The organism is Paenalcaligenes sp. Me131 (assembly GCF_050487225.1).
Taxonomy (GTDB): Bacteria; Pseudomonadota; Gammaproteobacteria; order Burkholderiales; family Burkholderiaceae_B; genus Paenalcaligenes.
This window is the reverse complement of record NZ_JBKQGY010000001.1, coordinates 742,259-756,158: the sequence shown is the minus strand read 5'-3', so window position 1 is coordinate 756,158 and position 13,900 is coordinate 742,259. Positions and strand designations below refer to the sequence as shown.

Below are 13,900 nucleotides of genomic sequence, written 5' to 3'. Positions count from 1 at the left end.
ATTTCTGCAAAATAAGAGTGAATGACACTATGATAACGAGCCTTGATGAATCTCGCACTGCTCAACCTTGTCGTAGCAGTGGGTACTGCTTCCGGTTTACACTCTGAGTCTATGAAAAAAATCTTTTCTCTTCTTCTTTGGCTGCTGTTGTTGCTTATCCTCGTAGGGGGAGCAGCGGCAGGCGGAGCATGGTGGTGGGTGATGAAGCGCCCAGTAGAGCTTAGCGCTCCAACGGTGGATTACATCATCGAACAGGGTAGTGGCCCTAGACAGATCGCGTTAGCCATGCGAGAGGCGGGGATAGATGTGCAGCCAGACGTGTTTGTGGCGGTGAGCCGACTGAGCAAACAAGATAAGCTGCTGCAAGCTGGTGCATATGAGGCCCATGAGGGTGACACCTTATGGCGCATGATCCAGCGTATGGCCAATGGCGATATGACACAAACTAGGCTGACCTTTGTAGAGGGGTGGGCTTATAAGCGTTTGCGCGATACCTTAAAAACGGATCCCAACGTTAAACAAACCTTAGGTGATATGACCGATGCCGAATTACTCACACAATTGGGCAGCGATCTGAGTCATCCGGAAGGTTTGTTCTACCCTGATACCTACGTGTTCACGCGAGGTACCAGCGATATGGATATTTTGCGTCGTGCTTATCAAGCACAGCAAACGCTGTTGCAAGAGATGTGGGATAGCCGTGATCCTAACTTGCCGCTTAACACCCCGTATGAAGCGTTGATTCTGGCTTCCATCGTAGAAAAAGAAACAGGGCACGGGCCAGATAGATTCAGAGTGGCGGGTGTGTTTATCAATAGACTCAAAGTGGGTATGCCGCTACAAACCGATCCAACGGTGATTTACGGTATGGGCGATAAGTACGATGGCAGAATTCGCAAACGTGATCTGCAAACCGACACACCGTGGAATACGTATACCCGCAAGGGGTTGCCACCTACACCTATTGCTAATGCCGGCAAAGCGGCATTAGAAGCCGTATTGCATCCAGAACAACATAATTTCTACTATTTTGTATCGCGCGGTGATGGAACCAGTGAGTTCTCCCGCAATTTGGCTGAACATAATAGAGCCGTATCAACGTATATTTTGCGCAGGAATTAACATGCAAAAAGGACTGTTTTTAACGGTAGAGGGTGTAGATGGCGCAGGCAAAAGTAGTCACATCGCGTGGTTACAACAAGCTATACAGCAATTAGGTTACGACGTGGTTGTGACGCGTGAGCCAGGTGGTACGGTGCTGGGCGAAAAACTGCGTGAGCTTTTGCTACATGAACCTATGCATTTGAAAACCGAAGCTCTGTTGATGTTTGCGGCACGTAATGAGCATTTACAGCAAGTTATTTTGCCAGCATTGTCAGCGGGTAAATGGGTGTTATGCGACAGGTTCAGTGATGCTTCCTACGCGTATCAAGGCGGTGGTCGTCAGTTGGGCGGTGTGGCGATAGAGCAGCTAGAGCAGTGGGTGCATCCTGATGTGCAACCTGACAGAACGTGGTTGTTTGACCTGCCTTTAGAGATCGCCCGCGAGCGCTTAGAGCGCACACGCGACTTAGACAGGTTCGAGCAAGAGCAAAGTGATTTCTTTGAGCGCACACGAGCAGCGTACTTGCACAGAGCCGAGCACGATAGTCAGCGATTTTGTGTGATCGATAGCAGCCAAACCATTGAGCAGATCCGTTTGGAACTAGAGGCAGATCTACAGCATTTGCATCAGGCATCTAGGAAATAGTCATGAGCTTACCCATAACGACTTTCTACCCTTGGCAAGAAGAGCGCGCCAGCGAGTGGTTAAGTCAGCGTGAGCGTTTTGCGCATGCATGGTTGTTGCATGGTGTGCCGGGTATAGGGAAAACACAATTTGCCCGGGCTGCTGCCGCGTCGTTGTTATGTACCCAACCCGTACAGTCGCGTGCATGTGGCCACTGTGATGCCTGTTTGTGGTGCCAGCATGGTAATCACCCTGATTTGCGCGTGATACGCCCTGAGAGTGTTGCTCAAGAGGAAGACGGTACTGCATCTGAAAGCAAACAGGCGCCATCCAAAGAAATTCGGGTAGAGCAACTACGTCAGTTGCATACGTGGTTCAATACGGCCACACACCGTGGTGGTTATAGAGTAGCTGTACTGTATCCTGCCGAAAGTCTGAATCAGATTTCAGCAAATGCGTTGCTGAAAGTGCTAGAAGAACCTCCTGCTTCCACGATTTTCCTACTGGTTGCCGATGCCCCAGACCGTTTGTTGCCGACGATTGTGTCGCGTTGTAGGCGCCTGGTGCTGCCTAGGCCTGATACGGCGGTTGCATTAGATTGGTTAAAAGGGCAAGTCGATGGCGATGCGCAAGACTGGTTGTCAGCGGCAGGGGGAGGGCCCGTTGCGGCGTTAGCATTATCACAGCAACAACGTACGCCGTATCCTGAATGGCTGGGAACATTATGGAAGGCGCTTGCGGCACGCAATGCTGAAGATGCCATGGTGGTGATGGATGAGCTAGAAAAACTGGGTGCAGCCCAGTGGATCCCCATTTTGCAACGTAGCGGCTTGGATATGCAGTTAGTGCAGCATGGGCAGCCAGTTTGTTATTATCCGGGGTTGCAGGGGGTGTACGAACAACTGGTGCCACGTGCTCAACCTGTGATGTTGGCGCAGTTGTTAAAATGGTTGAATGAGCAGTCTAGATGGGCTCAGCACCCTTTGAATGCCAAGTTGTTTGTGCAGCATTTGCTGGATCGTTTAATGCAGTGTTTTAGTTGATATCGCTATCATGTTTATAGATTCCCATTGTCACCTTGATTTCCCTGATCTCTCCGTCAATATCGAGAGCATCTTAGCGCGCATGAAGCAGAACCAGGTGGGGCAAGCGTTGGTGGTTAGCGTCACACTAGACGACTGGCCTAGACTGATGGCGTTAGTCGAGCAGCATCCGCATTTGCAGGCGTCAGTAGGAGTGCACCCAGGTTACGACAATATCGTGCAACCTACGGTAGCTGATTTGTGTGAGCGTGCCGCGCATCCTAAAGTGATAGCGATTGGTGAAACGGGCCTAGATTACTACTATCAGTCCGAGCCATTAGACTGGCAACGTGAGCGTTTTCGCATTCATATACGAGCTGCCAAAGAAAGTGGTTTGCCCTTGATTATTCATACTCGTAATGCGTCGGCCGACACCATTCGTATTATGCAGGAAGAGGGTGCTGCCGAAGTAGGCGGGGTGATGCACTGTTTTACAGAGTCTTGGGAAATGGCCGAAGCCGCTATGGAGATGGGATTCTATATTTCCATTTCCGGTATTGTGACCTTCAAAAGCGCTAAAGACATACAAGAGGTGGCCGCTAAAGTGCCACTGGACCGACTGCTGATAGAAACCGATTCCCCGTATTTGGCACCTGTGCCTTACAGAGGGAAACAGAATGACCCTTCACTTGTGGTGCATGTTGCTGAGAAAATTGCTGAGTTGCGAGATTGTAGCAGTGCAGAAATAGCGCAAGCAACACGTGAAAACTTTTATGCTTTGTTTAAAAAAGCGCCCAAGGTGCTGGCGTAAATAAAAAGGAAATCAGGATGAAAAAACCGTTGTGGTCTGCTTTACTGGCTGGAATAGCATTGAGCTCTGCTCTGGTATCACCTGTGTGGGCAGGTGAAGGGTGGTGGAATGATGTGATCAACAACCGTAAGAGCGATGTGCTGCAAGAGCTGGCCACGGGGGCAGATCCTAATCAAAAAACAGAGCAAGGCCAGCCTACGATTATGCTGTCCATACAGAATAAGTCGTGGGATGTGTACGACGTGCTTAGTGCACACCGTGCCATTGATGTGAATATCACTAATGCTCACGATGAAACACCCCTAATGTATTTGGCGTTGTTGGGTGAAACCAAGCGTGCCGAAGAGCTAATAAAACGTGGTGCTAAGGTACGTAGATTGGGCTGGACACCACTGCATTATGCTGCGTCTACAGGGCAAACTGACATGGCTAGAATGCTGCTGGCCGAAGGGGCGTTGCCTAACTCACCCTCAGCCGATGGTACAAGCCCATTAATGATGGCCGCAAGGTCGGGTAGACGTGATGTGGTGGATCTACTGATTGCCGCCGGTGCTGACCCTAAAGCGGTGAACTTGCAGCATTTAACAGCAGCAGATTGGGCGCGTGAAAACGGCCATACCAGCCTAGCTAGTTATTTAGAACAAGTGGGTAACCCCGCAGCAACACCGGCAGCCGCCGTTGACAGCCAAGCGCCTAGCACACCTTCTGCGCCGTCTACGACGCAAAGTTCAGGTGGCAGTGGTGGCAGCCAGTATTTTGACTTAGGGCGTTTTGACGATTAATACTGTGTCATGATGACTGTGAGGCAGCCCTCTAAGGTGCTGCTTGCTTACACGCTGATCACAAAGCCGCTTACCCTCGCGTTAAGCGGCTTTGTGTTTTAGGCCAGTAGCAAAGACATAAAACGGCGTACCGTACGCAGTGGCTGTGTTTTAGGATTAAGGGATGTGATGGATTGGAAAGCATTTAAGGCATGCTTGTTTGAGGCGGCAAAGTGCAAATTAGAAGCGCTGTTATCTGAGGGTGTAGAGCCACTGTATGCGGCTGCTTTCTTTGCTAGTTATAGAGAGCAAGAAAGCGTGATAGGCATGCCGTCGTTGGCGGCTAATAATAGGGCTATGTTAGATGCAGAACATCCTAATCGACGTGCGAGCGATGAGTGCTTTGATGGGGTGAAATGGAGCCCTGTAGATTGGCACTGGAACTGGGATGCTGATGAATATGGGGGCGAGCCGCTAGCCGCCTACGAGGCTGAACTTGAAGCCTATGCGAATCGCGGTAGTGTTGCTATGTGGGATGCGGCCGAGAAACGCTTTATGACCGCAGTTGCGCAAGTAGCCTCTGCGTTACGTAAACACTTTGCCAAAGACCAACGGGTTGCAAAAGACTTTGTGGTGTATTTTCAAGATGAATATGGCGGTGCAGATTTAGCACAGCAAAGTATACCTAAACAGCTGTTTTTTCATCACTTTCCAGAGTTAGATGCAACAGAGCAAGAGCGTCAGCGTATTGCAACCTTACCCGTGGCCGAGCAGGCGGCTTGCTACACACAGCGTTTGGGCAGTTATGAGGGCATAGACGGAGAAGAGGCAGAGAAGTGGGTAATTGCGTGTGGTGCGGCAGCCATACCGGCATTACTCGATGCCTTAGCGCAGCGTAATCATGTTTGGAAAGTGGCGATGATCTTGGGGCTGATTGGTGAGGCGGATGCCAAGGCGATAGAGGCACTGCGTCAGTTGGTGATAACAGCGAAAGAGCCTAGCACAGTGAACTGGAGCGCCTCGGCTTTAGGCTATCTTGGGGATTTTGACTGGATGATGTCGTTGGTACAGTCAGCTAAGCATAGTGACGCTGTTGTCACGGCGTACTGTGCACCGCTACGCGCCTTTAGAAATAGAGGAGCTAAACCTGTGCGATTGGATTATAAACCGCTGGAAAAGCTGCTTACCGCATGTCCAGAGATGCAAGGAAAAGCAGAAGAGGTGTTAGAGCCGGGCTCTAGTTACTGCACCATTGGCGTAAGCGATGTGCCAGAGGCGTGTAGAGGCCTCTCATCGCCTTTTGCTGTGGTTAGGCGTCATGCAGCCTGCGTTTTGGATGAAAGAACCGTAGGCGAGTCGCTAGGGGCGCAAGGCGTAGAGCCTATACAGGCACTGCTGGCAACATTAGCTCAGATGGATACGGATGAGTCGGTACGGTATTTGGCGGGGTTAACCGTGACATCCATGAAAAAGTGGCGCTTCAGAAAGCAGTAACGTGGGGTGTGACTACGTGGGTGTACTGCGTCCGCTATAAAAAAACCGCTTGAGAATCCCCAAGCGGTTTTTTGTTTATTCAGGTAAATAGGCAGGTTTTAAGATACCGCGTAATGCTGAATAAGGGATGAGTAACTCAGGCTGGCCCGACGAGTAGGGGGCAATAGCATAAGCGTCGTATTTCACCACAATGCCTTTGTCGGTAATGCCTGCGTTATCGCTAGGCTGAAACGGCCATAAACGGCGGTAACGCTCGAGGTTTTCAATGGCGTCTTCTTGAGTGGCTAGCCATTGTGTATGGGCCTGGCGTAGTGCGCTGATAAACGCATCTTTCTCACCTCGTTGCAGCATTTGGTCTAACGCAATAGGGGTTTTTCGTTGGTTATCCCAATTGATGAACTGCGTGGCCGACATACCGTGTGCGGCACCGGTGAAATATTGCCAGGACCCCAGCTCTAACGTGGTGATGTCTTTGTTACGGTAGCGAGTTTTGGCTGCCAATAAGACTTCGTCACGTGGGCCAGCTGTTTTCCAATAATGCTGCTCGAAGTCCTCAATAGAGGTTTGTAGCGTGGTTTCCCCCATCCCTGTCATTGTGGCCAGAGCGGTGTCCACCAGCTCAGTGAGTTCTCTGTTACCAGGGAACACTAAGCTGTCTACGCTTAAGGTCGCGCATTGGCCTTTACAGTCTGGTTGTTTTTTAGACCATTTTACGGGCTGACTAAATACACCATCGGCACTTGTGACATCATCGGTCAAGGGGGGAATGCGGCTTTGTTGGTCAGTGCTGGCACACCCTGCCAACGCAGCGCTTAATGCGAGAACACAAAACAGGGATTTGGAAGAACGTGTCATGCAAGAGATCCGTTAGGGTTGTGTGGATTTGCCGTCTTGGCCAAAGAGGATTTTTTTAGCGGCATCATCATGAGTACCTGCAGCAGGGTTGATGCTGTCTACCAGTGCATAAGCACGCTGTGTAGCAGGGCGTTGGCTTATACGCTCAAACCACGCTTTGAGATGCGGGAAGTCATTCAAATCTTGCTGCTGTTGAACGTGCGGTTTAACCCACGGGTAGCACGCCATGTCAGCAATTGAGTACTCGTCTACGATGTAGTCACGGCCTTCTAAACGTGTATTAAGCACTTTATACAGTCTAGCGGTTTCACGCACGTATCGGTCTATAGCGTACTCAAGTTTAACGGGGGCGTAGACGTTGAAATGATGGTTTTGACCAGCCATAGGGCCTAAACCTGCCATCTGCCAGAATAGCCATTCCATGACTTGAGTGCGTGTACGTAGATCAGTAGGCAAGAACTTACCGGTTTTCTCAGCCAAATACTGTAAGATCGCCCCAGACTCAAAGACTGAAATGGCCTCGCCGCCATCCGTAGGGGTGTGATCCACAATAGCAGGGATGCGGTTGTTGGGGGCAATGCGTAGGAAGGCCGGTTCGAATTGGTCACCCTTGCCTATATTAATGGGGTTGATCTTATATTCCAAACCACATTCTTCGAGAAAAAGCGTGATTTTGTGGCCGTTGGGTGTTGTCCAGTAATACAAATCAATCATGGATATACCTTCAAAATAAGATGCTGAGGTCAGAGGCGGGTGATTTGGCTACAATGGCTAACCTATAGATCACTACACATAACCGGAATATGAGCACAATTTACCATAACCCGCGTTGCGGTACGTCGCGCAACACCTTGGCGCGTTTAGAGGAAGCAGGACACAAGGTAACCGTTATCGAATACCTGAAAACTCCTCTGGATAAAGAGGGCCTGCGAAAACTGATTGCTGATGCTAATTTGTCGGTAAAAGACGCAGTTCGCACTAAAGAAAGCTTGTACACCGAGTTAGGGCTTGAGTCGGCAACCGATGAACAGTTGTTGGAAGCAATGGCAGCACATCCTATCTTGATGAATAGGCCGTTTGTGGTCACCGAAAAAGGCACACGGTTATGCCGACCTAAAGAAGTCGTAGAAGAAATTCTCTAGTTACTGCTTTAGCTAGTACGAAAATGGGCCCCTAAGGGCCCATTTTTATGCGAGAAACGTAGGCTTACTTAGCCATGGCTTCCAGCGCAATACCGATAGTGACTTCGTCACCAACGCCTGGTGCAAATTTGCCAGCGTTGAAATCAGAACGCTTGATTACAACTTGAGCATCAGCGCCAATGGTATCTTTTTTCATCATTGGGTGCTCTTTACGAACGAAGCGAGTAATTTCCAGTGTGACAGGTTTGGTCACGCCTTTGATGGTCAAATCACCTTCAACAGAGACGGGTTTGTCGCCATCAAAGTTGATTTTGCTGGATTTGAATGTAGCAGTAGGGAAATTCGCTGTATCCAAGAAGTCTGCGCCTTGGATGTGCTGGTTAAACCCGTCGTGGCCAGTGCTGATACTGCGTGTATCGATTTCGATATCCACTTGGCCATCTTTAGCTTCTTGATCCAGCACAACGGTACCGCTGGTTTTGTCAAAACGGTTTAGCTGTGTGCTGAAGCCCATGTGATCGTAAGAAATACGAGAGAAAGTATGGGAATCATCAATGCCAAAAGTTACTGGGGCAGCGATTGCAGCGCTGCTCAGCAGGGCAGCCAATGTTGTCAGGGCGGTAGTACGCAGTGTTTTTTTCAACATGAAATGAGCTCCTAAGAGAAATTACTGTGCTGCCACAATAGAAAAGTTAACGTTGACATCGTTTGCGACGATATCAAAAGTAGACCAAGCGCCTTCACCTACATTGAAGTCGCCTCGTTGTACAACAAACTTACCTTCAAACGTACCAGTGTCACCGTTTTCAACGAAGGTGGCGGGGAAGCTAATGGTTTTGCTCACGCCTTTAATGGTGAGGTTGCCCTCGACTTTGTAGCCATCGCCATCCACGGTGATGGCTGTGCTCTCAAAGCTAGCAGCTGGGTGTGCTGCGGTATTGAACCAGTCTTTATTAGCAACCTCATCGTTGCCTTCAGCGCTGCCGGTGTCTATATCAGACAGTGGCACAGACAGCGTGACTTTAGCTGCCTCAGCATTGGCTGGATCAAAGGATAACGTACCGTCAAATTTTTTAAATTCACCATCAAGGCTTACGCCCATTTGTGAGTAGGTGAAGCCAATTTTGCTATCTGCCGGAACGAATTTATCAAAGGTGGCAGCATGAGCCCATAGTGGGCTAACTGCTAGTAAGCAGGCACCAAGTATTTTTTTGTTCATGGTCTTAGTCCTTTTTAGTAGGGGACAGAGAGATTCTGTGAAAGATCGCGTCGCGATCCATGAACTGGTGTTTCAGTGCGGCCACAATATGCCCAGCGAGTACCGCAATAAACAACCAGTTAAGCCAGCCGTGAACGACGACTAATTGCTCACCCAAAGGAAGATCTTTTTGGATGAGGTCAGGCAACGGTAACACACCAAACCAGACAGTTTGAAAGCCTTTAGCCGAACTCATCAACCAGCCAGATAATGGGATACAAAGCATAAGCACGTACAATAGCCAGTGTCCCAGGTGAGCCAACATTTTAGTAGTAGGCCCCATGTGAGAAGGGTAACGAGGTTTTGCAGTCAAGAAACGGACTATAAGACGAAGCACTACCAATGCCATGAGTGTGATACCAATCCACTTATGCCACGAATAAAGCTGTAATTTAGCTGGGGAAAACGGTAGTGCCTTCATGTATAAGCCCAATGCCAGCATGCCTATGAGCAGAGCAGCCATGAGCCAATGCAATAGTCGCAATGACCACGCATAGCGGTGAACCATGTAAACCTCGTAAAATTTGGTGAGATATCTACTTTAGCCTGTTTGATTGATGTAAAACAGTTTAGTTCCACAATTATCAATTGCATTTATTACAACAATGAGCAGATTGGACTTCATAACTCTCTTCATCCAGGTTGCTGAGCAGGGTAGTTTTGCTGCAGTTGCTGAGCAAATGGGGGTAGATAGATCAGTAGTGACGCGTCAAATTGCGGCCTTGGAAAAGCAGCTCGGTGTACAGCTCATCATTCGTAGTACCCGCAAACAGGCACTCACATCAGCAGGTAGGCTGTATCTAGAGCGTGCCAAAGCCATTGTGGATTTGGTAGAAAGTGCAGAAAGTGAAATACAAGAAGAGCGTTTATTACCCAAAGGGATGATTCGCATTAGCTTGCCATTAAGCTTTGGTGTGCGTCACTTAGCGCCGGTATTGGCTCGTTTTGTTGCTGAGTACCCTGAAGTCAATCTGCAGTTGGAATATGACGATAATCTGGTGAATACCAGTGAACAAGGTTTAGATGTGGCCATACGCGTCACCAAAGAACCAGCCCCAAACGATATCGTGCGTAGACTGGGCGAGTGCAGATTAATGATGGTGGCTTCGAGAGACTACTTAAAACGCCATGGCACACCCAAACACCCTAGCGATTTAACGGAACATATCTGTTTGCAGTACCGGCAGGACAACCGGTGGATGTTTGAGGTGGAGGGTAAAACCATTGGCATCAACACTTCAGGGCGTGTGCAGGCGAATAATGGTGATGCCTTAGCACAAGCGGCAGTGCATGGTCTTGGGCTAACGCTGCTACCTGATTTTATAGCGTGGGAATACCTAGAGAACGGATCGTTAGTGTCTGTGCTGGATGAATACTGTCATAACAAACTAGGTATTTATGCGGTATTGCCTAGTAACCACTATATACCTCAGCGTGTACGCATTTTGCTTGAGTATTTACTGGAAAACCTACCTGCAGCCTTTCAACGTAAAAGCATGTTGTAGCAGCGAAGTAGGGTAGAGGCGTCTGGATTTAGATAACCTCTACCAAACCCACCTTGTGAGGTCCTTCGTAAATAGCTACGGTGAAGCCTGATATGAGCAATGCACTGGGTGCGTTATCCATCAGAAAATGCGCGTAGCCTACGCCATATCTATGCTCGTCAGCAGCGTCGTCATTCTCAGTAATTGCTAGTACTAATGACCATGCACATGGATCAGGTAGTGTGCAAGGCAGAGCTTCAGTGACGACGTAGTACAAATGATCTTGAGGCAGCGTTTTCTTACCGCCTTGCGCATACGGAATCCAATGTACCCATACAGCGACAGATGGAGTCTTAGGCGATTGTGACATGGTATTTTGTCACAGAGTGACCGTAGGTAGCATCAATAATAATAGGACAACAAGAGTACAAGCCGTTAACCACACATGACCAGTCTAAATAATGCAACTAACGGAAGATAGAGTTTCATCAATACAGATAGTTTACAGATCAGACAGGGCGGGGTAGCCCTTTCTAATCCCTGTGATCATTATTTTTTAGGTGTATAAGGTGCACCAGCTTTAGGGAAATAAATGCCGTGCTGGTTCATGTCCATCACCATCACGCTTCCTGTGGTCTGAAAACAGCTGTTAGGCTGCCATTGACTAGGTGTGAACCAGGTATAGGGTGGCTCTAGGCGTTGTTTTTCCGTAATTCGGCGATTCGGGAAGTTATACAGCAGCACAAAACCTACTGGGCAATGCCTAGATAGTTCAGGCGTATCTAATTGATATTCTTGAGCTAATTCAACGGTTAGGCTGGATCCCTCTACCGACATTGCATAGGCTAATACACCAGCGACAAGCGTGGGCTCCTTGAAGCGTACTGCCTTCAAATCTAGCAACGGATCCTGTTGCGGCAGGTCTTTAAAACGCCAGGGGTCACCACGGTTGATAAGCGTGCCGGCCACAAGCTCCATTTCACCAAATCTCGTGTTCTTTTCCAGAGGGCCAAAACGGCGTATGTTTTCGGCCTTTCGTGCTTGATCCGTTTGATAACCTGAATACCAAACTTGGGCATACATCAATCCAAACCATATAGGATAGATAGCCACGACAATGACCAACAGCCGCACAGGCAGCGATAATGGAGGACGTGGTTTACCTTGTTTGGCTTTGATGTAGCGCCATAAGCCCCAGAGTGATAATACGACGGCAAGCAGAATGGCTAACAAGGCCATTAGGTAGACAACGGCAAACATACCGCCTGCAGCGGCGCTGAGACCTAGCTGTTGGATGGAATAGATACTGCCGGTTGCTACGTATGAAATCATTGCTATAAACCCAAGGATGCAGCTTGTAGGTGGTAGTGTACGGTCTGATATATATGAAGAGGGATCTGCCTGTACAGGTTCGTATTTTATTGACTTTACATAATATACATTATGCGATTATTGTTGTTATTGGCTAGGCAAGTTTAGCATGTGGTTTTTTAGCGTTTTCTGTGCCCTTAGAGCACGTAGTTAGCACGGCCACATTATTCCCCACTGGCTGTGCAAGCTGAATCTACAGGATTGCAGTGTCCGTTATGAATGCTCGCTTATTAAACATGGCGTAAAGAGCGTAATGAAACACGGCTTGAAAAGCGCTTAGTATGAGATGGTGATCGCTATAAGTCATCAATGATCATCCGGATACTTTTGATAAAGATCAAACGTGTAGACAGAAAGTAAACCAGTATGTGGATTACACCACGCATGTAGCCTTATGGCTTAAAGGCAACTACTGCATGGCAATGCTAATGATATCGATTATGCGTTGTGGGACTGTATCGATAAAGGATGTGCGTAGTGATTAATGCGACATATCTACACTGTATGTTTATGCGCTACTACAACGTTAATAAAGTAACGCACTTAACACTCTGTCTGCCCTCCCCGATTAACACTATTTATTTTCACCTATAGTGTGTAGCTACGAAATAAAAAGGAGCCTAAGAGGCTCCTTTTTATTTATCTTCTTTAGGGATACACAATGACAACTATTGCCTCTGCGGTTAGAGGTCCAGGCTTAATATCACCTTGGCTGTAATTGGGAAGGCGTACATATTGAGCTGTAAAACCTGACGTTAACGTTGCGCCCTCTGTTGGTGCAGGCCCTAACGAACCGGCATAACGCGATGGTACCCAAGAGCCTGAAGGAGGTGGACCAAAAGGCATAGGTTCATACTCACCACGGTAAAATAGACGTATGCCTACAGCGGGATTCGTAGTACGTAAATAGTCTTTGTTGGTTGACTGATCGCGAGCATCCGTTAAATAAAAATCTATTTTGGCCCCTTTGTTACAGTTGGTCCCCGTAATAAGAAAGCTATTCTGCCCTGCCGTTCCTTCAGGACGTAGCGTTGTTGTGTCTGTAATCTGGCTAGGGTCAACAGCGCCTAATGTCACCTTTTGATTTAAGGTGTCTGCAGAAAATCTGCAGGTGGTCACGACTGGCCTGGGTAACTCAGGTACTTGTACGGTACCTATTAGTGCTGCCATGGGGTCGATAACGCCATCACGGCACTGTTGATATACGTTAGTACCCTGTTGTGTACTGGTATGTACTGTAACTTTGTACTCCTCAACAAAGGTTAACAGTCCGCCTTTGTATTGGTTCTCATCAATAATTATCAGTTCAAACCTGTATTTCTGGGTCATGATGTAATCTCTTGTAGTTCGCGCTCTGACTACTTGGACCCAGCTACTATCAGAAATAATGGTGGTTGATGGGACTGTAGGTGCTACTGGTGTTAAAGCGACGCCATTTGTGTCGTAGCCCATCCAACGTACAATCAAGCCCAGACCAGGCATACCGGGTAAGGGAACAGCACGATATGAGTTACTCACTGGTTGGCCCATGGCCTCTACTCGGATAACGTCACCATGTGCAATAGGCATGGTGTACTGAGCGTAAGCTGATGTGGTCCCTATTATTTCCCCATTTTTAAAAAATCTACCACCAGGAACCATGCTCCAGTTGCCGTTGGGGGTTAAGTCTCTGGATCGAAAGCACGTGACAGCCTGTGCCTGTACTTGCTCCGCTCCGATGAAAAATATAAAGAGCAGCATCAGAGCTTGAAGGCACAGGGCTTTCACGCTGTACAGCTTCGGTTTATTGAGTAGAATACTGCGCATTTAACACTCCTCGTTCATCAGGCTTAACTGTCATCCCTATAGATAGGGTGATTGATGATGAAAGTGTAAAAGTACGAGACCTTTAATTATTTAAGACTATTCCGAGAATGCCGTAACACTATTTAATAAACAATAGAGATGTAACGCGCCAAAACGTTAACAATTGT

General features: G+C 48.2%; 16 protein-coding genes. 8 read left to right on the top strand and 8 right to left on the bottom strand.

What is annotated here, in order from left to right:
• Positions 1–111: 111 nt before the first annotated feature.
• From mltG to ACLPHM_RS03545, 6 genes are all read left to right on the top strand, one after another.
• Positions 112–1,122, top strand: a complete 1,011-nt coding sequence (gene mltG / locus ACLPHM_RS03570; protein WP_430220742.1) for an endolytic transglycosylase MltG — start codon at positions 112–114, stop codon at positions 1,120–1,122.
• A 1-nt stretch (position 1,123) separates the two neighbouring features.
• Positions 1,124–1,750 carry a dTMP kinase gene (gene tmk / locus ACLPHM_RS03565; RefSeq protein WP_430219901.1) on the top strand — a complete coding sequence of 209 codons (627 nt, stop codon included), beginning with the start codon at positions 1,124–1,126 and terminating at the stop codon, positions 1,748–1,750.
• A 2-nt stretch (positions 1,751–1,752) separates the two neighbouring features.
• On the top strand, positions 1,753–2,772 hold the full coding sequence (gene holB / locus ACLPHM_RS03560) for a DNA polymerase III subunit delta' (RefSeq protein ID WP_430219900.1): 1,020 nt from the start codon (positions 1,753–1,755) through the stop codon (positions 2,770–2,772).
• A gap of 10 nt (positions 2,773–2,782) precedes the next feature.
• A complete protein-coding gene (locus ACLPHM_RS03555; protein ID WP_430219899.1) occupies positions 2,783–3,562 on the top strand; it encodes a TatD family hydrolase in 780 nt (259 codons plus the stop codon).
• Positions 3,563–3,579: 17 nt separating this feature from the next.
• Positions 3,580–4,344: an ankyrin repeat domain-containing protein gene (locus ACLPHM_RS03550; protein ID WP_430219898.1), complete on the top strand. Its 765-nt coding sequence runs from the start codon at positions 3,580–3,582 to the stop codon at positions 4,342–4,344.
• 168 nt (positions 4,345–4,512) lie between these two features.
• Positions 4,513–5,817 (top strand): DUF4303 domain-containing protein, encoded by a 1,305-nt coding sequence (locus tag ACLPHM_RS03545; RefSeq protein ID WP_430219897.1) that lies wholly within the window; start codon positions 4,513–4,515, stop codon positions 5,815–5,817.
• A gap of 75 nt (positions 5,818–5,892) precedes the next feature.
• On the opposite strand, the gene ACLPHM_RS03540 is transcribed toward ACLPHM_RS03545, so the two are convergent.
• Positions 5,893–6,672 carry an RsiV family protein gene (locus ACLPHM_RS03540; RefSeq protein ID WP_430219896.1) on the bottom strand — a complete coding sequence of 260 codons (780 nt, stop codon included), beginning with the start codon at positions 6,670–6,672 and terminating at the stop codon, positions 5,893–5,895.
• Between the two features lie 12 nt (positions 6,673–6,684).
• Positions 6,685–7,386 carry a glutathione binding-like protein gene (locus tag ACLPHM_RS03535; RefSeq protein ID WP_430219895.1) on the bottom strand — a complete coding sequence of 234 codons (702 nt, stop codon included), beginning with the start codon at positions 7,384–7,386 and terminating at the stop codon, positions 6,685–6,687.
• 89 nt (positions 7,387–7,475) lie between these two features.
• On the opposite strand from ACLPHM_RS03535, the gene arsC reads away from it, so the two are divergent.
• The gene (arsC, locus tag ACLPHM_RS03530) at positions 7,476–7,814 is read left to right on the top strand and encodes an arsenate reductase (glutaredoxin) (protein ID WP_430219894.1); all 339 of its coding nucleotides are present in this window, start codon (positions 7,476–7,478) and stop codon (positions 7,812–7,814) included.
• 64 nt (positions 7,815–7,878) lie between these two features.
• Here arsC and ACLPHM_RS03525 read toward each other — a convergent pair whose 3' ends face one another.
• Genes ACLPHM_RS03525 through ACLPHM_RS03515 form a run of 3 tightly spaced genes read right to left on the bottom strand, consistent with a single transcriptional unit; the run spans position 7,879 to position 9,580 of the window.
• On the bottom strand, positions 7,879–8,460 hold the full coding sequence (locus ACLPHM_RS03525; protein ID WP_430219893.1) for a YceI family protein: 582 nt from the start codon (positions 8,458–8,460) through the stop codon (positions 7,879–7,881).
• Between the two features lie 21 nt (positions 8,461–8,481).
• Positions 8,482–9,033 carry a YceI family protein gene (locus ACLPHM_RS03520; protein WP_430219892.1) on the bottom strand — a complete coding sequence of 184 codons (552 nt, stop codon included), beginning with the start codon at positions 9,031–9,033 and terminating at the stop codon, positions 8,482–8,484.
• A 4-nt stretch (positions 9,034–9,037) separates the two neighbouring features.
• Positions 9,038–9,580, bottom strand: coding sequence for a cytochrome b (locus tag ACLPHM_RS03515; RefSeq protein ID WP_430219891.1), 543 nt, complete (start codon positions 9,578–9,580; stop codon positions 9,038–9,040).
• A 106-nt stretch (positions 9,581–9,686) separates the two neighbouring features.
• Between ACLPHM_RS03515 and ACLPHM_RS03510 the strand changes: the two genes are divergently transcribed.
• Positions 9,687–10,577 (top strand): LysR family transcriptional regulator, encoded by an 891-nt coding sequence (locus ACLPHM_RS03510; RefSeq protein ID WP_430219890.1) that lies wholly within the window; start codon positions 9,687–9,689, stop codon positions 10,575–10,577.
• A gap of 28 nt (positions 10,578–10,605) precedes the next feature.
• Here the strand turns inward: ACLPHM_RS03510 and ACLPHM_RS03505 are convergent, their stop codons facing one another.
• The 3 genes from ACLPHM_RS03505 to ACLPHM_RS03495 form a co-directional block, all read right to left on the bottom strand.
• Positions 10,606–10,926, bottom strand: coding sequence for a hypothetical protein (locus ACLPHM_RS03505; RefSeq protein WP_430219889.1), 321 nt, complete (start codon positions 10,924–10,926; stop codon positions 10,606–10,608).
• Between the two features lie 179 nt (positions 10,927–11,105).
• Positions 11,106–11,888 (bottom strand): hypothetical protein, encoded by a 783-nt coding sequence (locus tag ACLPHM_RS03500; RefSeq protein WP_430219888.1) that lies wholly within the window; start codon positions 11,886–11,888, stop codon positions 11,106–11,108.
• Positions 11,889–12,575: 687 nt separating this feature from the next.
• Positions 12,576–13,733 (bottom strand): fimbrial protein, encoded by a 1,158-nt coding sequence (locus ACLPHM_RS03495; protein ID WP_430219887.1) that lies wholly within the window; start codon positions 13,731–13,733, stop codon positions 12,576–12,578.
• Positions 13,734–13,900 lie beyond the last annotated feature (167 nt).